The sequence below is a fragment of the Sneathia sp. DSM 16631 genome, from assembly GCF_014892235.1.
GTDB lineage: Bacteria > Fusobacteriota > Fusobacteriia > Fusobacteriales > Leptotrichiaceae > Sneathia > Sneathia vaginalis.
This window is the reverse complement of sequence record NZ_JADBHL010000002.1, coordinates 1-19,282: the sequence shown is the minus strand read 5'-3', so window position 1 is coordinate 19,282 and position 19,282 is coordinate 1. Positions and strand designations below refer to the sequence as shown.

The following is a 19,282-nucleotide window of genomic DNA, read 5'->3' as shown; positions in this document are numbered from 1 at the left end:
TGGGCCTAGCTCATTTTTTTAAATTTTAAATAACTTCCTATAAATTCATCTATATCGCCATCTAAGACTTTATCAACATTTGCTTCTTCATACTTTGTTCTATGATCTTTAACTAGCTTATACGGTTGCATTACATAAGATCTAATTTGGCTACCCCATTCAATCTTATTCTCTTCACCTTTAATATCCTTCATTTCTTGTCTTTTCTTTTCTTGTTCTAATTCAAATAATCTAGCTTTTAAGACCTTCATAGCAGATTCCTTGTTCTTTATTTGTGATCTTTCATTTTGGCAAGTAACTACAAGTCCTGTAGGTTTATGAGTTATACGTACAGCAGAATCTGTTGTATTAACGTGTTGCCCACCAGCACCAGAAGATCTATATGTATCTATTTCAAGATCATTCATGTTAAGGTCTATATCCAAGTCATTTTCAATTTCGGGTATGACATTAACGGCTGTAAAAGAAGTGTGACGTCTTGCATTAGAATCAAAAGGTGATATTCTAACTAGTCTATGTACACCTTTTTCACAGGCTAATAAGCCATAGGCATATTCTCCCTTAACATTGAAGGTTATAGACTTAATACCAGCTTCTTCACCATTTAGTAAATCAAGTACTTCGCACTTAAATCCCTTCTTGTTAGCCCATCTTTCATACATTCTAAACACCATATTAGTCCAATCACAAGCTTCAGTTCCACCAGCACCAGCGTTAATATTGACTATAGCATTGTATGTATCATATTTACCATCTAGTAACATAGTGTTAGAAAAATCTTTAGTCATTTTTACAAATTCTTCATATAGATTATCTAATTCTTTTACTGAACCTTCATCACCACTTTCAACAAAGTCAATTAATACTTCAATATTATCATGTGTTTCTATAATTGTATTAATATGGTCTATAGTAGATTTTATTATATTTATTTTCTGTAAAATTTCTTGATTGTCTTTTCTGTCCCAAAAATCAGGTTCCATCATAGTATTTTCTAATTGTTTTAATTCTTCTTTTCTGGCATCTAATTTAAATGTCTCTTTAATATCAGAAAAAATGCTTGATACATTTTTCTTAATTTCAAAACTTTCCAACGAAAACCTCCTTTAGTAGTATTATCAAAATGAAAGATAAGAATAGTGTTAATCCCATACTTTTTCTCTTCTTAGCCATGAATATTACAAGAGCAATGGCAACTAGACAAATTAATATATCACTTAATTTTGTCCCAATAGAAGTAAATATATCGGGGAATGCAAGCACTGTAAGTATGGATACAGGCATTAATTCAAAGAATTTACTTACTTTTTTGTTATCTGGTATACGTATGAATATAGGTAATATTCTAAAAAATATTGTAATTACTGTGATTATACCTATTAAGATGTATAACTTATTCCCCATAATATTCCTCCTTTAATAGTAATGGAATTAAAGCACCTAATATTATACTTAATAATATTGAAAGCGATGCACTAAGTCCAATATATACTAAAATACACTTTAATATTATTGTTGTTATAACAACAAAGATATATTTTAAGTTATTCATTAAAACTTGTACCAATAGGTAAAGGAATATTGCGTAAAGTATAAAGTTTAGTGATTGAGTGTATAGTGGTGGCATGTAGCTACCTAATATAGACCCTAGTATTGTTGAAATACCAAAAGATAAGTATGCACAAAAACCAAAACCTATTGTTTCGTGTATATCATATATGTTGTTTAATATCATATATGAAACACATTCATCAGTTAGGAAGAAGGCATTAATAAATCTTTTTATTAAACTTTCATTTTCCTGCCTTTTTAATATAGGCATATTTATTAATATATACCTTACATTTATTACAGTACTAGCAAGTATAATTTGAAACATGTTAGAGTTTTGTTCTAATAATTTCACTATTAATACTTGACTAGTTCCAGCGTATAATAAAAAGCTCATTACACCAGACTTGAATGCATTAATTCCTACATTTGTAGCTATAAATCCAAATGTGAAGGCAAATGGAAAATATGCTATTCCTATGGGTAGACCTTTTTTCATACCTTTAAAAAATTTATTTATCATTTATTTTAATTCACCCCATTTATCACTTATACTGTAATTTGTCTTTAATTTGACTTTAGTAAATTTTATGGTATTTTCCATAATATCTTTAATCTCAAGACTTAATTTTTCTGCCTCACTAGAAGGTAGTTCAAAAATCAATTCATCATGTACTTGTAATAACATTCTAAACCCTAATTTATGTAGTTTTATCATTACAATTTTCAAAATATTAGCTGCAGTTCCTTGTATAACGGTATTTATTGCCTTTCTCTTTGCTTCTTCAAATACTTTTGCATTACTAGAACGTATATCATAGATATATCTTCTAGTTCCAAATAGAGTTTCTACATACAAGTTCTTTTTGCAAAATTCTACAATACTATCTAGATACTTTGTCACACCATCGTATGTTTTAAAATATGTCTCTATATATTGCTTAGCATCAGATAAAGGAATATTTAATTCTTTAGATAAACCAAAAGGTGTTTTACCATATAGCACACTAAAATTAATTACTTTTCCTATATTTCTCATTTCTTTTGTGATTTCACAATTAGGGAATAATTTTTTAGCTGTATGTGTATGTAGGTCAATATCATTGTTATACGAATCAACTAAGTGTTGGTCATTAGATAGTTCAGCTAATACTCTTAATTCAATTTGTGAGTAGTCAAAAGAAACTAATTTCATACCCTCGTTTGCAATAAAGCAGTTTCTAATCATATTACCTTCAGTAGTTCTAGTAGGTATATTTTGTAGGTTAGGATTTTGTGATGATAGTCTACCAGTAGCAGTACCTGTACCGTTAAAGCTAGAATGTATCAAATTGTTACTATCAGCGTATAAAGGTAGTGGCTCAACATAGGTAGAAAGTAATTTTTTGTAGTATCTAAAGACTATTAAATGATCAGCAATTTCTATACCTCTTTTAGATAAAATTTCAAGAACTTCTGCATCAGTAGAATAACCACGTTTTGTCTTTTTGACTCCGTGTATATTTAACTTATTAAATAAAATATTTGCCAACTGACTAGGTGAGTCTATATTAAACTCTTCTCCACTAAGATTGTAAATAGCTTCTTTTTCAGTTTCTAAAATCTTACTAAAATTAGAATTTAATTTTTCAAAAGCCCCTTTGTCTATTTTTATCCCATTTGTTTCCATGGAGTATAGGACAGGAATTAAAGGCTTTTCAATTGTTTCATATGTATTATTAATATCAATTTCTTTTAATTTTTTTTCTAGGGTAGCATAGCTTTTATACAACCCATAACATACTTTTGCACTTTTTTCTTCTAATTTTTCTTCAGTAATATTTTTTAGAGCTTTTTTGTCAAATTGTTCAGTATGAATATTAGCGTATTTTTCGATAATAAATTCAACTTCAAACTTATCTTGTGTATCTATTACATAAGAAGCTATTAAAATATCAAAGTAATTAACTAAGTTAAGACCAAGATGCATATACTTTTTAGCATCAAATATGATGACTTTGGCAGTAGTATTAATCTTTTTTAAGTCAATTTTAGTAGAAAATAGGGTATCTTCATTTTCATTTTTGCAGATATATACCTTATCATCTACAAGAATAGATAAGTAGTTTTCATCCATGTATATTGTTAATATACTAGCATTCTTACAAAGCTCTAATATATTATTAAAATCTGTTTTTGTATAACTAATTTTAATTTCTTCTTCCTTAATTAGAGGAAGTAGAGTATTTAATTCAAGTTCAGTAAAGACTTCCTTTAATTTTTGCACATCATCTTTTTCTTTAATTAAATCAGATAATGAAATATTAAAGTCTATGTCTTTTTTTACTCTTGCTAAATCACGTGAGATAAATGCAAGTTCTTTATCTTTAATTAATTTTTCTTTTAATTTGCCACGAATATCATCAATATTCATATATATATTTTCTAGGGTGTCATATTTTTCAATTAGATTTTTACCACTGACATCACCTATACCCATTACACCAGGTATACCATCTGATTTATCGCCTTTAAGTCCAAAAAAATCAGGTATTTGGTTAGGGTATACATAGAGCATATTTTTAACATCTTCATAGGTAGAAACAACTTCATTTTTACCTAGTAAATGTATGAATACGTTATTATCCTTAGTCACTAATTGTTGTATGTCTTTATCACCAGTATAAATATGTACTTCTATAGAGTTTTTTAGTGCAAATTCAGTTAGTGAAGCTATTACATCATCAGCTTCATAACCTTCTTTAAAAAAAGATCTTATTCCAAAGTATCCAATAATGTCTTTAATAATATCAACTTGACAAAGTAATTCATCTGGCATAGTTAATCTATTTTCCTTGTATTGACTAAAAATTTCTCTTCTTTTTAGAGTAGTTTTTTTTACGTCATATGCAGCAGCAATATAGTCGGGATTAACTTCTTCTATAGCCATATTTAATTGCTTTACAAACCCAAATATTGCTCCTGTAGGCATACCTTTTTTGTTTATCAAATTTTGTAGTGCATAAAATGATCTGTACATTATTGCACTTGTGTCTAGTATTAATAATTTCTTCATTTCTAATTCCTTTTTCTTTAAATATACATTTTCATTATATCAAATTTTTGATATAATATGAATAGGTGATAATATGAAAAAAATAGAGGAAATACAAGAAAAATTACAAGAAAAGAATTTAGATGCAATATTAGTTACAAATCCAACTAATGTGTACTATTTAACACATATGAGCTGTGACCCACATGAAAGATTACTTATGGTAGTCATACAAAAAAATAGGGTAAGTATGTTAGTTCCAGCTATGGAATATGAAAATGCTAAAAGAAGTGTAGACAAGAGTATAGAAATTGTGAAATACCTAGATACAGAAGATGGATATATGCTATTAATGAATAAAGTAGGTAAATTGAAAGCTGTAGGTATAGAAAAAGAACATTTAGTTGTAGATAGATTAGAAAGAATATCAAAAATATTTGGTATAGAAGAATGTGTACGAATAGATGAAGATATAAAGGATATGAGAAAGTACAAAAGTAGTTCTGAGTTAGAAAAAATGAGAGTAGCTGCAAGCTTAGCTGATAAAGCTATTAGTATAGCAAAAGAAAATCTAAAAGAAGGTATAACAGAACTAGAATTAAAAGCAATAATAGAATTTGAAATGAAAAAATATGCAAAAGCAATGTCATTTGATACAATAGTACTTTTTGGTAAAAATGCAGCTGATCCTCATGGAGAAAGTGGTATGACTAAATTACAAAAAGGTGATTTAGCATTATTTGACCTTGGAGTATATTATGAAGGTTATGCGTCAGATGAAACAAGAACTTTAAAATTTGGGCAAATTAGTAAAGAAGCAGAAAAGATATATGAAACAGTAAAAAAAGCCAATATGGAAGCTATTAAATTTGCAAAACCTGGTGTTAAATTCAGTGAAGTAGATAAGGTAGCAAGGGATATAATAAAAGAGTCGGGATATGGTGAATATTTCACTCATAGATTAGGTCATGGTTTAGGACTTGATGTACATGAATATCCAGATGTTTCAGAAAAGACTGACGACATACTAGAAGAAAATATGGTGTTTACTATAGAACCAGGTATATATGTACCAGGCATTGCAGGTGTTAGAATAGAAGATGATGTTGTAGTTACAAAAGAAGGTTGTGAGGTGTTAACTAAGTATGAGAAATAGGAATTTCACTATAGAAGAGTTTTTGGAACTTCAAAAAAATATTAAAACAAAATTACATTTTAGAGATGCATGCGGAGGCAATGCTATAGAACTAGAAGATAAAAACGAAATAGAAAACATACGCCAACACTTTGAAAATAAGGGTATAAAGATAAGTGTGAGTGCGGATAATAAGTATGTGTATAAGGACTAGATGGGTGCCTCCAAGGGGCACTTTTTTGTTTACATGAAAAAATTACCGTTAGGGTAACAGAATATACTTTATGGAGTTTAAAATAAATAAAGCTATACTAGTTTTAGAAAAGGAAGTTGAAAGTATGAATGTAGAATTACAAATTTATAAGATCTTAAAAGATGGTAATTATCATACATCCGATGAGTTCGCAAAAATATTAGGTATTTCTGACAAAACGGTTAGAAAGAAAATAAATAATATGCGAAATATTCTAGATGTAGATGTAAAAAAAGGAGTTGGTTATAGGTTAAAAAATAATAAAGTAGATTATACAGATAAATTTAATAAAAAAATACAAAATACTAGCTTAGATAGGACTAATTACATAATTTCAAAATTAATAACAAATGAATATATTAAAATTGATGATTTAAGTTATGAATTAGATATATCTAATAGGACAATATCTAGTGATATAAAGAGTATAAAGCAAAACTTAAAAAAGTATAAGTTAGATTTAAAATCAACACCATATTATGGTCTTAGCATATGTGGTGAAGAAATAGATATAAGAAGATATATTGTAAGATTCTTTGAAGAAAAATTAAATAAAAATATCTTTCATAAGAATATATTTTCTGAAAAATTTAATCTAATTTCTAAAGATGTATTGAAATTTATACAAAATAATAATTTAGTGTTTTCTGATGTTGCATATATAAACTTAGTGATTACCATATATGTAGTCTTTAAAAGAATAGAACAAGGTAAGTATCTAACCACCTTTATAAATGACTCAATAATATATAAAGATTCAGATAATATCATCTCCTTTATAACCTCACTAAACAAGAAGTATTATCCAAAATATAAGTTAACAGAGAATGAAATTTCATATATACTTTTGCATTTCTTTTCAAAGAGAACTTTTATGTTAAGTGAGAAAAGATCGATTGAAATAGATGAATTAATTGATGAGGTAATTAAGTATATTGATTTAACATATAGCTTGAAAATAAATGAGGAGCTATACGACAATCTATACAAACATTTGGTGCCATTAGCAATTAGACTTAGATTTAATATACCATTTACTAATCCTATCTTAGATGAAATAAAGGAGAATATGCCTTTTTCATATAATATAGCATTGTATATGGCAAATATATTGAGTAAAAAGATAGGCTGTAATATAGCTGAAGATGAAATAGGCTATTTGGCAGTAATATTTGAGATGTATATAGAAAAAAATGAGAGATTAAACAAAAAGCGTGTCCTAATAATCTGCCCATTAGGTAGGGGAACTTCTAAGTTTTTGGAATATATGTACATGAAGCTTTTTTCTGAATATATAGAATGTATACATACGGTAGGTGTTATGGAACTAAAATCTATAGACTTAAATAAGTATGACTTACTATTCACAACAACGAAATTAGATGTTGATGTTGGTAAAAAAGTATATAAGGTAAATTGTTTCTTAAGTGAAAAAGAAATAAATGAAATAAGGAAGTTATTCATTGGTGATGATAAGGCAAAATTCTTTATCTCTTCAGATCTTTTTGTACATATAGATAAGACTGTTACTAAAGATGAGGTGATAAGAATATTATGTAATATGATAAAAAAACACACTAACACAACTTTCCCTATTTACCAAAAGGTATTAGAAAGAGAAAAATTAGGATTTACAGAGATTTTAAATAATATTGCAATTCCTCATCCAATGACAAAGGATTTTAATTTTAATAAGGTAGCGATTGCAGTATTGGATAATAAGATAAAGTGGGATAAAAAATTTGTAAATATTGTGCTTCTAGTTTGTATAAATGATTTTGATAGATATAGTGAAGTTATCTATTCTAATATTTTCAATTTGTTTTGTTCTAAAGAGAAATTAGAAAGATTACAAAAAAATCCAACATATTCTAATTTCATGAATTTACTTAAAGAAGGAGAAGATACTAAATGACATATGAAGAAATATCTGAAAAGGCAATGGAGTTAATTATGTGTTCAGGGGAATCGAAAGTTCATTCAATGAATGCAATTAAAGCATCAAAGGCATATGATTTTGATACAGCTAAAGAAGAAATAAAAAAAGCAAATAAAGCCTTTTCAAATGCTCACGAGATACAAAATGAACTTTTAACAGAAGAAACTAAGACAGGTAAGAGCTTAACAAATATATTAATGGTTCATGCTCAAGACCATTTAAGCATGGCATTAATGCTAAAAGATAATGCAATAGAAATTATTGATGTATATAAAAAAATAAAAGAATTGGAGGAAAAAATATGAAAATTAAACTATTTTGTGCAGTAGGTATGTCAACATCAATGCTTATGAATAAAATGAAGCAAGTTGCTAAAGAAAAAGACATAGATGCAGAAATATCTGCATATTCTTCAACACAATTTGAAGATGAAGTTAAAGATACAGATGTTGCTCTTTTGGGACCACAAATAGAATACATGCTTGATGATTTAAAGAAAGTAGCAAACGGTGTTCCCGTTGCCGTTATACCAATGCAAGATTATGGAATGATGAACGGGGCAAATGTTCTTAAATTAGCATTAAAATTAGTAGAGGAGGCTAAAAAGTGAAAGAGTTTTTCATGAAAAAAGTTATCCCATTAGTAAATAAGTTTTCTAACTTAAAAGGTGTAGTAGCATTAAAAGATGGTATGACTGCCATACTATCAGCTACAGTAGTTGGGTCAGTATTCCTATTAATCGCAGAATTCCCTTATACACCTATTAAAGAAGCACTAGCAAATATGGGGATAAGTTTTTATCTATATCAAGTTTTTAATTCAACATTTAATGTGCTAGCATTAATATGCGTTGCGACTATATCATATTACTATGCAAAAAACGACAAGGTAGATCCTATCGGGAACATAGTAACATCAATAATGGCCTTTTTAATATTATCTGATCAATTTGTAATGGATGGTGGTAAAAAAGTTGAAGGTGTACTATCATTAGCAAATATTTTAAGCTCTCGTGGAATGATAGCTGCTATCATTGTATCTTTAATTTCATCATATATATATTGCTTATGTATACATAAGAAAATTACTATTAAGATGCCAGATAGCGTTCCTATGGGTGTTCAAAACTCATTTGCAGCACTAATACCAAGCTTTTTGATACTAACATTATCAATGATAATCTATGCAATAATTCGTGTTGTAAGTAATGGTGACTTAATTGATTGTGTTTACCACTTAGTACAAGTTCCATTGATGAATCTAACTGATTCATTAGGTGGTGTAATAGTAATAGGATTTACTGTATCATTACTATGGTGGTTCGGTATACATGGAAATAATGTTGTAAGTGGAGTTATGACAGGAATTTGGTTATCAGCTGTATCTACAAACTTAGATATTGTAAAAGCAGGTAAAGCACTAACATTAGCAAATGGTGGACATATTGTTACATATCAATTCCATAACCTATTAGTTACTGTTACAGGATCAGGAATTACTATAGGTATGGTGTTAACTATGCTATTTAGAGCTAAGTCTGAACAATACAAACAAATAGGTAGATTAAGTATTATTCCAGCAATATTCAATATTAATGAACCAGTAATATTTGGTGTTCCAGTTGTGTATAACCCTATACTATTCATACCGTTTGTATTAGTTCCCGTTATTTCATCAGTTGTTTCATACTTAGCAATAAAATCTGGACTAGTACCATTGTTTGGAGGAGTAAATCCACCTTGGACAACACCACCTATCATATCAGGATTAATTTCTGGAGGTCCAAGAACAGCATTACTTCAAGTAGTTATCATAATTATCTCAGTAGCTATTTATGCTCCATTCATAATTAGTCTAGATAGACAAGCATACAAAAAGGAACAAGGAGAAAAAGGTGAAAAAAATGAGCTTTAAAAAAGACTTTTTATGGGCATCATCAACTAGTGCTTATCAAGTAGAAGGTGCATACAATGAAGATGGTAAAGGACTTAGTGTACAAGATGTAAAAAAAGTACCAGAAGGTACACCAGATTTTAAAGTATGTTCTGACCACTATCATAGATACAAAGAAGATGTAAAACTTTTTAGTGAATTAGGATTAAAGGCATATAGATTCTCTATATCATGGTCAAGAATATTGCCAAATGGATTTGGAAAAATTAATCAAAAGGGTCTTGATTTTTACAATAACCTAATAGATGAACTATTAAAATATGGTATAGAACCAATAGTTACTATGTATCATTTTGATTTACCATATGAATTAGAAAAAAAAGGTGGTTGGGAAAATCCTGAAATTGTATCATACTTTGAAGAATATGCAAAGATATTGTTTGAACACTTTGGAGATAAAGTTAAATATTGGCTAACAATAAATGAACAAAATGTTATGATAATTCATTCAGAACAAATAGATGGTGGTAAGTCAAATAAGATGGTTTATCAAAAGAATCACCATATGCTTTTAGCACAAGCAAAAGCAATGATACTATGCCATAAAATGTTACCTAAAGCAAAGATAGGGCCTGCACTTAATGTGGGAGTAGTTTATCCTAAATCATGTAATCCTAAAGATGTATTGGCTAGTCAATATTGTAATGCTATACGAAATTGGCTTTATCTAGATGCTACATGCTTTGGAGTGTATAATAACATGGCGTTAAAGTATATACATGATAAAAACTATGTGTTAGATATTAAAAAAGGTGATATGGAAATACTAAAGGCAGCTAAACCAGACTTCATAGCCTTTAATTACTATAACTCATTCACTGTTGAAGATCCAGATGCAAAAAGTGATAAGTTAAAAGACTTAGACAGTGTTCTTTTAGAAAAAGGATATTACAAGTCATATGTAAATGAGTATTTGAAGTTTACTGAATTTAAATGGCAAGTAGACCCACTAGGATTCTATATTACACTAAATGAAATATATGGTAGATATAGACTACCACTTATTGTTACTGAAAATGGTCTAGGAGCTTATGATAAATTAGAAGATGGTAAAGTACACGATGACTATAGAATAGACTATTTAAGAGAACATATAGAATACATGAAAAAAGCCGTTGATGATGGAGTAGACGTATTTGGATATTGTACATGGTCTGCAATAGATCTAATTTCAACACACCAAGGATTTGATAAAAGATATGGATTTATCTATGTAAATAGAGATAATGAAGATATAAAGGATTTATTAAGAATAAAGAAAGATAGTTTCTATTGGTACAATAAAGTAATACAATCAAATGGTGAAGATATGTAGAAAAAGTGGAGTTACATTTTTTATGTGACTCCTCTTTTTTTAGATACTAAAAAAAAGAAAAAATTAACCCCTCGGGTGACTAATCCCAAGGGGTAGAAAAAACAATTATATATCAAACGTGTTGATAACTATTTCCATTCATATTTTAAGTTTAAGCTTGTCTTAAGTTGTGTTTGTTTGTATTCAAACTTTTTACTTATTGCATTTACTCCAAATTTAACTGGTGCTTCTACGCTACCTTTTAATGTTAATGTGTCAGTTGGTTTGTATTCAGCTGATACTTTTGGTGTTAGTGTTAATTCTGGTAAAGTAACTAAAGAATTTCCTAACTTAAATACATCTAATTTTAAGTTAACATTAGCTTCAGGACTTACTGTGAATTTATCTGTTACACTATAGTCATATTTAGCATTTGTATCAAATACAAATACACCTGCATTTATTTTAACTAATTTGTCAGCATCAGCTATTGCTGCTTCATTTATTGTTTTACCGTGTTTACCTGCAAGTAATGATTTACCTGTTAATGTTAATTTGTCATTTAACATCTTGTATTCTGCACCAAGTTCTATACCGTATAAAGCAACGTCAGATCTTTGTAATTTGTTAGCTGTAACTGTTTTATAAAGATTTACATGAGCAACAAAAGGTTTTGCAGATAATGTTAAGTGTTTAACACCTGTGTATGTTCCTTTTAATTCATATGAGTGTATGTATCTAGCTGGTGATTCTTTAAATAGTTTGGTTCCTAAAACTTCATATTCTCCAATCTTTTCAGCAGATATATTCTTCTTAAATGCAACTTTACCTTCAAGTTCAAGATTTTTTACAGCATCATATTTTGCTGATACTTCACCTGAAACATAGTCTACTCTATCTCCAGCTTTTGTAACTGTTTTAGCGTAGTTATGCTTAATTTCAACGTTTGCTTTTACGTCTTTTAATCCTTTAACGAATACGTCTTTACCTTCTTCGCTTTCAACGAATAGTTTGTGAGTTGATTTAACTAATTTTCCATAATCTTTAACAGATGACTTATGAGTTTTTGATCCATCATATGTATATTCTTCATTACTCAATGGGAAGTTAGTCTTTGAATTTAGACCAAATGTAAATTCATTATATTTATAACTTACTTGTCCTTCTAATTCTGCACTTCCTTTATCGATATAAGCTGGTATTGTTTTTAAATTATTAGCATTTTGTATTTCACTTTCAAGATTTTTCACATTTTTTCTTGCAGTAATAACTTTATTAAAAGCTTCTTGAATTAAACTATTATCTTCAGTATCTGCAACATTGTCAAAATTAGCTTCTGCTTCAGCAAGTTCTGATTGTGCATTAGATAATTTTGTTTGTAATCCTGCTAAATCATATGTCTTTATTTGTTCATCAAACTTAGGACTTACAGTTGATTTAACATATGATTTAACTCCTTTTATTTCAGGTAATTCATATTTAGCCCATACACTTGAATGATTTAAGTAGTTAGCTTTTGTAACATTACCTAATTCTAAATCTTCGGCTTTAAATTCTCCACCAAAGCTAAATCCTGTTCCATTTACTTTAACTTCTGTTTTAACTCCTGTTTTCTTTGCTACGAAAGTTGGTTTTGCACCTTTTACAAATGTAGCTTCATTTTCGTTATATGCTTCAACTGATCCAGTTGTTCCAGCTATTGCAACCATTGATGCAACTAAGCTAGTTAGTAATAATGTCTTTTTCATAATTTTTCTCCTTTTTAAAAAGATTTTTTAATATCTCTATAGTAGTCAAGTATATTTTAGCTAAAAAAAAAAAAAAAAAAGTGGTTTGGAAATAAATAAAAGTTTATTTTTTAACCACAATTAGACTTAACGAATTTAATGTATTATATATTCAAAAATCGAATTAAGCACTTTTTTAACTTTGTGAGTAATTTTTTAGTAATATACAAAAATTGCTATTTAATGTTCCGTTATATTCTCCTAAAATTATCATATCACCTTCTTTAAATATGAATTCATTTTTTTTATCTAAACTTAAAAATATTTCGTTATAGAATCTATTTTCCTTTATGCTAGAAGGAAGAGTAACAGAATAGTCATATAGATCAAATAATTGCTTCAAAAAGGGTATAATTTTAGATAGTTGCTTTATATCATATTTACCTAGTTCTTTAATGAAGAGATTATAGAAGTCTGTTTTATTGTTTAATAGTAATGTTTCATATGTAATTATTTTATATGTATTCAAATAGCTTTGAACTTTTTTATTGAATTCATTTTTGTAGGAATTGTATTTTATAGCTGATATTAAAGAAAGCTCAAAATTATTTTTAGGATGCATTAGTGCATATTGAGTGTTTTCTAAAATATAGCTGAACGTTTTTTCTTCTAATTCCTTTTTTATGAATTTTAGAATTATATCATAATTTTTGCAGTGTACTTTTATTAACTCACCAATTTTATTTATTCTTCTATCTAGAATTTCAGAAGTTAAATCTTTAATGTTAAAGAGTATTCCCATTACCTTTTCATTTCTTTTATTATTTTGCTTTAATTTAGAATATGTAATCTTTAAATTTGTATATTTTTCAATTTCATTTATGCAAGGTTTTAAAATTAATTTTTCAAAATCAAAAAATCGTGTATATTTGTTTTCTTCAATATCTATAATATATTTTAATTGTTGTAAGTTTACTCTAACTTTACCATCTTTTGTAAAATTTTGTAGAAAGCTGTAAAGACTAGAAATATTTGTATTAGAAAATTTTAATAATGTATCTAGCTTATATTCTTTTAATTCTGTAGTTGGGTTTGTGAATATATCGAAAAAAGTAGAAGAAATTATTAGTTTGTAAACATCGTTAGTTTTTATGAATCCATCTAGAATGTTAAAGAAACCATCATAGGTATTATCAGTTTCTATGTGGAATGTGTAGTGCTTAATTTTAAATTTATCCATAAATTCATCGACAGTTTCATATGTATTTAGCTTTAGAATTTTATTTATTTCTTTTTGTGTAAGAGTTATTTCTTTTTCTTGATTCGTAATTATTTGTTTTATGATATAGTTTTTTAGGATAATATCATTTTTAGAAAATTTTCTGTTGTAAAAAAGTTTTATGTAAGAAAATGGAAAAAATATTTTGTAATTTGTATTATTCATAATTAAAACACCTCAAAATTTAGTTGAATAAAACGAAAAAAATATATATGTAAATTCGTTTGTTATTCATAGTATACCATGAATATTGGTAAAAAGAAGATATTAAAAAAATTAATTAACGAAAAAAACAGTATATTTGACTTCATTTTTATATCAAGTATGATACTAGTAAAGGAGGCGTATATGGATAAACAATTTGTAGTAATTACACATGGTAAATTTGCAGAAGGTATAAAGAATAGCCTTGAAATGCTTATAGGTAAGCAAGAAAATTTAATTGCAGTATCTTGTTATGTTGATGAAAAATTTAATTTAGAAAAAACAGTTAAAAATATTATTGAAGAGTATAAGGATAAGAAAATAGTATTTTGCACAGATATTTTTGGTGGCAGTGTTAACAATTACTTATCTAGTCTTGTAAATGATGTTGATAAATTTTTAGTAACAGGTATAAATCTTTCACTATTAATAGAACTAGTATCAGATCAAGAAAATGATAATTGTAATGAATTATTAGAGTTATCTGTAATGGAAGCTAGAAATCAATTAAAACAATGTAAGAAAATATTATTAGAAGAAAGTGAGGAGGATTTTTGATGATACAACTACTAAGAGTAGATCATAGGTTATTACATGGTCAAGTAGCGTTTTCATGGGTTAAAAATTTACAGAGTAATTGTATTTTAATTGCAAACGATAAAGTAGTTAATGATGAAGTGTATAAGACTACATTAAAATTAGCAAAACCAGAAGGTTGTAAGTTGGTTATAAAGAACATAACAGATTCTATTAATGCTATAAATAGTGGAGTAACCTCTAAATATGATTTGATTATAATCGTAAGTAATATAAAGGATGCATATGAACTTGCAGTTAATTGTAATTTGAAAAGTATAAATTTAGGTGGTACGAAAGCAACTGAAAATACACAGAATATTTCTAAAGCTGTAAATGTAACAGAAGAGGAAATAGAGTTATTAGATAAATTATGTGAAAAATCTATAGAAGTTGAAATACGACAATTACCATTAGATAAAAAACAAATATATAGAAAGGATAAAAGTATATGATGACAGCAGTTTTACTAGGCTTAGTTGCCTTTGTTGCACAATGCGAATATGCATTAGGAACATCACTAATATCACGTCCATTAGTAACTGGAATGATTACAGGACTAATACTAGGTGATATAAAGATGGGTATTATTATGGGAGCAACATTAGAATTAGCGTTTATAGGTTCATTTTCAGTTGGAGCATCTATACCGCCAGATCCAGTAACTGGAGGTATACTAGGTGTTGCGTTTGCAATATCATCAGGAGCAGGTGTTGAAACAGCACTACTTCTTGCATTACCTATAGCTACATTTACACTAATTTTGAAAAATGTTTATTTAGGATTATTTATACCAATATTAAACCATAAGGCAGATGATTATGCAAAAGAAGCAAATGTAAGAGGTATAGAAAGAATGCAACTTCTTGCAGGATTTGGTCTATCATTAATGTTAGGTTTAATAGTTACTATATCATATTTAGTTGGAAGTGAAGCTGTATCAGGATTAGTTAATGCAATACCTGAGTTTATAAAACACGGATTAGCAGTAGCAACAGGTATAATGCCTGCATTAGGATTTGCAATGCTTGCAAGATTACTATTAAACAAAGAAATAACACCATTCCTATTCTTAGGATTTGTAATAACTGTGTACTTAAAGATACCATTAACAGGTATGGCAATTTTAGGGGCTATTATAGCAGTTGTAATGGTAAATATTAATAAAAATGGAATTGCAACAAATAATGGAGGTGTAGCAGATGAAGACTTTTAATGAAAATGAAAATAAAGTAATTACAGACAAAGAGCTTAAAAGAGTATTTTGGAGATCATTTCAAATGGAATTTTCATGGAATTATGAAAGACAAATGAGCTTAGCATATGTATATGCATTAATACCTGTATTAGAAAAAATATATACAAAAAAAGAAGAATTAAGTAAAGCATTAAAAAGACATCTAGAATTTTTCAATATTACGCCACATATTTGTACATTTATGCTAGGTATAAGTGCAGCTATGGAAGAAGAAAATAAAAAGGAAAATAACTTAGATGAAAATTCAGTAAATAATATAAAAACAGCACTTATGGGACCTTTATCTGGTATAGGAGATTCATTCTTTTGGGGAACATTAAGATTAGTAGCTACAGGTATAGGGACATCACTAGCACTTAAAGGTAATATATTAGGACCTATATTATTCCTATTAATCTTCAATATACCACATATAATTGTAAGATACTTATTAACTTTTGTAGGATACAAATTTGGAATAGGTAGTTTAAAAAATATTGAAAAATCAGGTAATTTATCAAAATTAACATATGGAGCATCAATATTAGGTGTATTTGTAGTTGGAAGTATGGCCGCAAGTTTAATAGATATTAATATACCTTTAACAATAGGAAAGACAAATCCATTTGTATTACAAGATATATTAAATGATATTATGCCAGGTATTCCGCAAGTATTAGCATTTGGAGTAATATATTACTTACTAGGTAAAAAATTCAAGCCAGTATCTATTATTTTAGGAATTGCAATTTTTGGAATAATAATGGCATTTTTAGGGGTGCTATAATATGACAATGTACGACTACATCTTAGAAGAAAAAAATGTATTATCAAAAATTTTAGAAGAATTTAAAAATATTGATATACAAAATAAAAAGAATATATTAATAATAGCTACAGGATCATCAAAAAATGCAGCACTAGCAACAAAATATTTTATGCAAAATACTTTAAATGCTATTATTACAATTGTTGAACCATTTAATTATGTACATTATTCAAAAATTGATAAAAAAATAGATTTAGTAATTTTAATAACACAAAGTGGTAAAAGTGCTTCTATCGTAGAAGCATATGAATATATTAGAGCTAATACAAATATAGAAATTTTAACTATTACAAGCAATGATAACTGTAAGTTAGCAAAAGAAAGTGAATATTTTTTGAATTTAAATATGGGAGAAGAAACAGTTGGTTTTGTTACAAAAGGATTTAGTTCAACAGTCTTAAATCTATACCTATTGGCAATAGAAAATTCAAATAGTGTGGATAAAATTGCATATAAGAAGGAACTAAGTGATATAATTAATGATTTACCAAATGCTATTCAAATAGCTAATTCATTATGTGATAAAGAAAGAGAAAAATTAAAAAAATGTTCTAGATTTAGTTGCATCGCATATGGGGATTTATATGGCATTTCTAAAGAATTTGAAACTAAATTCACTGAAACAGTAAGAGTTCCATCAATTGGTTATGAATTAGAACAATATATGCATGGACCATATTTAGAAGCTAATAAAGACCATATATTATTGTTTTTGAATATTGAAGATAGTAATGAAATAAGAAGCAAGATGTTACAAGAATATATGGAAAAATATGTTATGAAAACATTTAGTTTTGAAAAAAATACTGTGTTTGTAAGCATATATATGGCAACGATAATACAAGTTTTAAGCTATAGAATTTCACAATTAAAATCAATAGATCTTGGAAAAAGAATATTTGACGATTTCGATAAAGTATTAAAAAGCAAAATATAAGGAGGGTAAAATTGCTAAAATTTAATGAAGAAAAACAAAAAGAAAGTGTTAAAGGAGCACTAAAATTAAGAAGCGATATAAATAAAATAGTGGATAATGCTTGTGAAAAAGGCTACGACAATATTTGCTTTATAGGCATAGGTGGTACTTGGGCATCTAGTATGCAAGCATTTGAACATATGAAAGAGTATTCAAGTATAGAGGTAATTGTTGAAAATGCTGCTGAATACTTAGCTACACCTAATAAAAGAATTACAGATAAAACCATAGTTATTTTTTCTTCAGTAACAGGAAGTACAGAAGAACTAGTAAAAGCAATTAAAAGAATAAAAGAAATTGGATCAAATATAATTGGATTTATTGATAATGAAAATACACAACTTCACAAATTATGTAGTAGTGTAATTACATATAAGGCAAATGAACAATTAAAATTTTTCATGATTGCAGATAGATTTATGTATAACAATAATGAGTTTAATGAATATGAAGAATTATATGAAAATCTAGAAAACTATTTACCACAAGTTCTAGTTGACGTTGAAAAAGAAGCAGATGAATTTGCAAAAGAATTTGCTAAAAAACATTGTAATGATCCCTTACACTATTTCATAGGTAGTGGTAATCAATGGGGTGCTACATATTCATATGCAATGTGTTACTGGGAAGAACAACTATGGATAAAAACAAAGTCAATAAGATCTAGTGAATTTTTCCATGGAATGTTTGAAATTGTTACTAAAGAAACACCAGTTACAGTATTTATAGGTGAAGATAATCATAGATATTTATCAGAAAGAGTAGCTAAATTTTTACCAAGAATATGTGAAAATTATACAATAATTGATACTAAAAACTATGAATTAAAAGGAATAAAAGAAAAATTTAGAAAACATATATCGCACCTAGTTATGCATGGTGTTACTAATCGAATAGATGCCTATATGGAAAGAGAAACAAGACATCCTATGGAAATTAGAAGATATTATAGAAGATTAGATTATTAATAAAAATTTAACCCCCTGGTGACTAATCCAGGGGGTAGAAAAAACAATTATATATCAAACTCGTTTGATAACTTATTTCCATTCATATTTCATGTTTAAAGCACCTTTAATGCTTGTGCTTTGGTAACCGAAATCTCCTAATGTATTTATTCCAAAGTTAACTGGTACTTCAACTGAACCTGCAACTTTTAATGCATCTACTGGTTTGTATGATACAGAAACCTTTGGTGCTAATACTAAGCTTGGATTGCATATTCCAGCATATATATCAGTAAATTTAGCAGTTACATTACCTTCTGGGCTTACAACTAATTTGTCATTTAATAA

The 19,282-nt window shown here is 27.7% G+C and carries 20 protein-coding genes; 13 read left to right on the top strand and 7 right to left on the bottom strand.

Annotated elements, in window-relative coordinates; all coding sequences use genetic code 11:
- Positions 1–5: 5 nt before the first annotated feature.
- Genes prfB through polA form a run of 4 tightly spaced genes read right to left on the bottom strand, consistent with a single transcriptional unit; the run spans position 6 to position 4,606 of the window.
- Entirely contained in the window at positions 6–1,094 is a 1,089-nt protein-coding gene (prfB, locus tag IMK15_RS01700; RefSeq protein WP_192941657.1) for a peptide chain release factor 2, read from the bottom strand.
- Entirely contained in the window at positions 1,081–1,404 is a 324-nt protein-coding gene (locus IMK15_RS01695) for an AzlD domain-containing protein (protein ID WP_192941656.1), read from the bottom strand. Before IMK15_RS01695 ends, prfB begins: the two co-directional genes overlap by 14 nt.
- A complete protein-coding gene (locus IMK15_RS01690) occupies positions 1,394–2,074 on the bottom strand; it encodes an AzlC family ABC transporter permease (protein ID WP_192941655.1) in 681 nt (226 codons plus the stop codon). Before IMK15_RS01690 ends, IMK15_RS01695 begins: the two co-directional genes overlap by 11 nt.
- Positions 2,075–4,606 (bottom strand): DNA polymerase I, encoded by a 2,532-nt coding sequence (gene polA, locus IMK15_RS01685; protein ID WP_192941654.1) that lies wholly within the window; start codon positions 4,604–4,606, stop codon positions 2,075–2,077. It lies immediately after the preceding gene.
- 73 nt (positions 4,607–4,679) lie between these two features.
- Here polA and IMK15_RS01680 point away from each other — a divergent pair, with 73 nt between their 5' ends.
- From IMK15_RS01680 to IMK15_RS01650, 7 genes are all read left to right on the top strand, one after another.
- Positions 4,680–5,741 carry a M24 family metallopeptidase gene (locus tag IMK15_RS01680; protein WP_192941653.1) on the top strand — a complete coding sequence of 354 codons (1,062 nt, stop codon included), beginning with the start codon at positions 4,680–4,682 and terminating at the stop codon, positions 5,739–5,741.
- Positions 5,731–5,934 carry an RDAC family protein gene (locus tag IMK15_RS01675; protein ID WP_192941652.1) on the top strand — a complete coding sequence of 68 codons (204 nt, stop codon included), beginning with the start codon at positions 5,731–5,733 and terminating at the stop codon, positions 5,932–5,934. Before IMK15_RS01680 ends, IMK15_RS01675 begins: the two co-directional genes overlap by 11 nt.
- Before the next feature lie 70 nt (positions 5,935–6,004).
- A complete protein-coding gene (locus IMK15_RS01670) occupies positions 6,005–7,888 on the top strand; it encodes a BglG family transcription antiterminator (protein ID WP_192941651.1) in 1,884 nt (627 codons plus the stop codon).
- Positions 7,885–8,217 (top strand): PTS lactose/cellobiose transporter subunit IIA, encoded by a 333-nt coding sequence (locus IMK15_RS01665; RefSeq protein WP_192941650.1) that lies wholly within the window; start codon positions 7,885–7,887, stop codon positions 8,215–8,217. The genes IMK15_RS01670 and IMK15_RS01665 overlap by 4 nt, the downstream gene beginning before the upstream one ends.
- Positions 8,214–8,522 carry a PTS sugar transporter subunit IIB gene (locus IMK15_RS01660; RefSeq protein ID WP_192941649.1) on the top strand — a complete coding sequence of 103 codons (309 nt, stop codon included), beginning with the start codon at positions 8,214–8,216 and terminating at the stop codon, positions 8,520–8,522. The genes IMK15_RS01665 and IMK15_RS01660 overlap by 4 nt, the downstream gene beginning before the upstream one ends.
- On the top strand, positions 8,519–9,826 hold the full coding sequence (locus IMK15_RS01655; RefSeq protein ID WP_285161966.1) for a PTS sugar transporter subunit IIC: 1,308 nt from the start codon (positions 8,519–8,521) through the stop codon (positions 9,824–9,826). The genes IMK15_RS01660 and IMK15_RS01655 overlap by 4 nt, the downstream gene beginning before the upstream one ends.
- Positions 9,816–11,180, top strand: a complete 1,365-nt coding sequence (locus IMK15_RS01650; protein ID WP_192941648.1) for a glycoside hydrolase family 1 protein — start codon at positions 9,816–9,818, stop codon at positions 11,178–11,180. The genes IMK15_RS01655 and IMK15_RS01650 overlap by 11 nt, the downstream gene beginning before the upstream one ends.
- A gap of 128 nt (positions 11,181–11,308) precedes the next feature.
- On the opposite strand, the gene IMK15_RS01645 is transcribed toward IMK15_RS01650, so the two are convergent.
- The gene (locus IMK15_RS01645; RefSeq protein ID WP_192941647.1) at positions 11,309–12,907 is read right to left on the bottom strand and encodes a hypothetical protein; all 1,599 of its coding nucleotides are present in this window, start codon (positions 12,905–12,907) and stop codon (positions 11,309–11,311) included.
- A 175-nt stretch (positions 12,908–13,082) separates the two neighbouring features.
- Entirely contained in the window at positions 13,083–14,330 is a 1,248-nt protein-coding gene (locus tag IMK15_RS01640) for a replication initiation protein (RefSeq protein ID WP_192941646.1), read from the bottom strand.
- Positions 14,331–14,408: 78 nt separating this feature from the next.
- Here IMK15_RS01640 and IMK15_RS01635 point away from each other — a divergent pair, with 78 nt between their 5' ends.
- Genes IMK15_RS01635 through IMK15_RS01610 form a run of 6 tightly spaced genes read left to right on the top strand, consistent with a single transcriptional unit; the run spans position 14,409 to position 18,955 of the window.
- A complete protein-coding gene (locus IMK15_RS01635) occupies positions 14,409–14,927 on the top strand; it encodes a PTS sugar transporter subunit IIA (protein WP_084710374.1) in 519 nt (172 codons plus the stop codon).
- The gene (locus tag IMK15_RS01630) at positions 14,927–15,400 is read left to right on the top strand and encodes a PTS system mannose/fructose/N-acetylgalactosamine-transporter subunit IIB (protein ID WP_046329029.1); all 474 of its coding nucleotides are present in this window, start codon (positions 14,927–14,929) and stop codon (positions 15,398–15,400) included. The genes IMK15_RS01635 and IMK15_RS01630 overlap by 1 nt, the downstream gene beginning before the upstream one ends.
- Positions 15,397–16,161 carry a PTS mannose/fructose/sorbose/N-acetylgalactosamine transporter subunit IIC gene (locus tag IMK15_RS01625; protein ID WP_046329028.1) on the top strand — a complete coding sequence of 255 codons (765 nt, stop codon included), beginning with the start codon at positions 15,397–15,399 and terminating at the stop codon, positions 16,159–16,161. The genes IMK15_RS01630 and IMK15_RS01625 overlap by 4 nt, the downstream gene beginning before the upstream one ends.
- The gene (locus tag IMK15_RS01620) at positions 16,148–16,969 is read left to right on the top strand and encodes a PTS system mannose/fructose/sorbose family transporter subunit IID (protein WP_046329027.1); all 822 of its coding nucleotides are present in this window, start codon (positions 16,148–16,150) and stop codon (positions 16,967–16,969) included. Before IMK15_RS01625 ends, IMK15_RS01620 begins: the two co-directional genes overlap by 14 nt.
- Position 16,970: 1 nt before the next feature.
- Positions 16,971–17,948 carry an SIS domain-containing protein gene (locus tag IMK15_RS01615; protein WP_192941645.1) on the top strand — a complete coding sequence of 326 codons (978 nt, stop codon included), beginning with the start codon at positions 16,971–16,973 and terminating at the stop codon, positions 17,946–17,948.
- 11 nt (positions 17,949–17,959) lie between these two features.
- Complete coding sequence (locus IMK15_RS01610) at positions 17,960–18,955, top strand: SIS domain-containing protein (protein ID WP_192941644.1); 996 nt, start codon at positions 17,960–17,962, stop codon at positions 18,953–18,955.
- Between the two features lie 72 nt (positions 18,956–19,027).
- Here the strand turns inward: IMK15_RS01610 and IMK15_RS01605 are convergent.
- The coding region (locus IMK15_RS01605; RefSeq protein ID WP_192941643.1) for a hypothetical protein at positions 19,028–19,282 on the bottom strand (255 nt) is incomplete at its 5' end.

Coding starts and splice junctions, on each gene's coding strand:
- IMK15_RS01695 (WP_192941656.1), bottom strand. CDS start 1,404: ATGGGGAATAAGTTATACATCTTAATAGGTATAATCACAGTAATTACA.
- IMK15_RS01690 (WP_192941655.1), bottom strand. CDS start 2,074: ATGATAAATAAATTTTTTAAAGGTATGAAAAAAGGTCTACCCATAGGA.
- polA (WP_192941654.1), bottom strand. CDS start 4,606: ATGAAGAAATTATTAATACTAGACACAAGTGCAATAATGTACAGATCA.
- IMK15_RS01680 (WP_192941653.1), top strand. CDS start 4,680: ATGAAAAAAATAGAGGAAATACAAGAAAAATTACAAGAAAAGAATTTA.
- IMK15_RS01675 (WP_192941652.1), top strand. CDS start 5,731: ATGAGAAATAGGAATTTCACTATAGAAGAGTTTTTGGAACTTCAAAAA.
- IMK15_RS01670 (WP_192941651.1), top strand. CDS start 6,005: ATGGAGTTTAAAATAAATAAAGCTATACTAGTTTTAGAAAAGGAAGTT.
- IMK15_RS01665 (WP_192941650.1), top strand. CDS start 7,885: ATGACATATGAAGAAATATCTGAAAAGGCAATGGAGTTAATTATGTGT.
- IMK15_RS01660 (WP_192941649.1), top strand. CDS start 8,214: ATGAAAATTAAACTATTTTGTGCAGTAGGTATGTCAACATCAATGCTT.
- IMK15_RS01650 (WP_192941648.1), top strand. CDS start 9,816: ATGAGCTTTAAAAAAGACTTTTTATGGGCATCATCAACTAGTGCTTAT.
- IMK15_RS01645 (WP_192941647.1), bottom strand. CDS start 12,907: ATGAAAAAGACATTATTACTAACTAGCTTAGTTGCATCAATGGTTGCA.
- IMK15_RS01640 (WP_192941646.1), bottom strand. CDS start 14,330: ATGAATAATACAAATTACAAAATATTTTTTCCATTTTCTTACATAAAA.
- IMK15_RS01635 (WP_084710374.1), top strand. CDS start 14,409: ATGAATATTGGTAAAAAGAAGATATTAAAAAAATTAATTAACGAAAAA.
- IMK15_RS01630 (WP_046329029.1), top strand. CDS start 14,927: ATGATACAACTACTAAGAGTAGATCATAGGTTATTACATGGTCAAGTA.
- IMK15_RS01625 (WP_046329028.1), top strand. CDS start 15,397: ATGATGACAGCAGTTTTACTAGGCTTAGTTGCCTTTGTTGCACAATGC.
- IMK15_RS01620 (WP_046329027.1), top strand. CDS start 16,148: ATGAAGACTTTTAATGAAAATGAAAATAAAGTAATTACAGACAAAGAG.
- IMK15_RS01615 (WP_192941645.1), top strand. CDS start 16,971: ATGACAATGTACGACTACATCTTAGAAGAAAAAAATGTATTATCAAAA.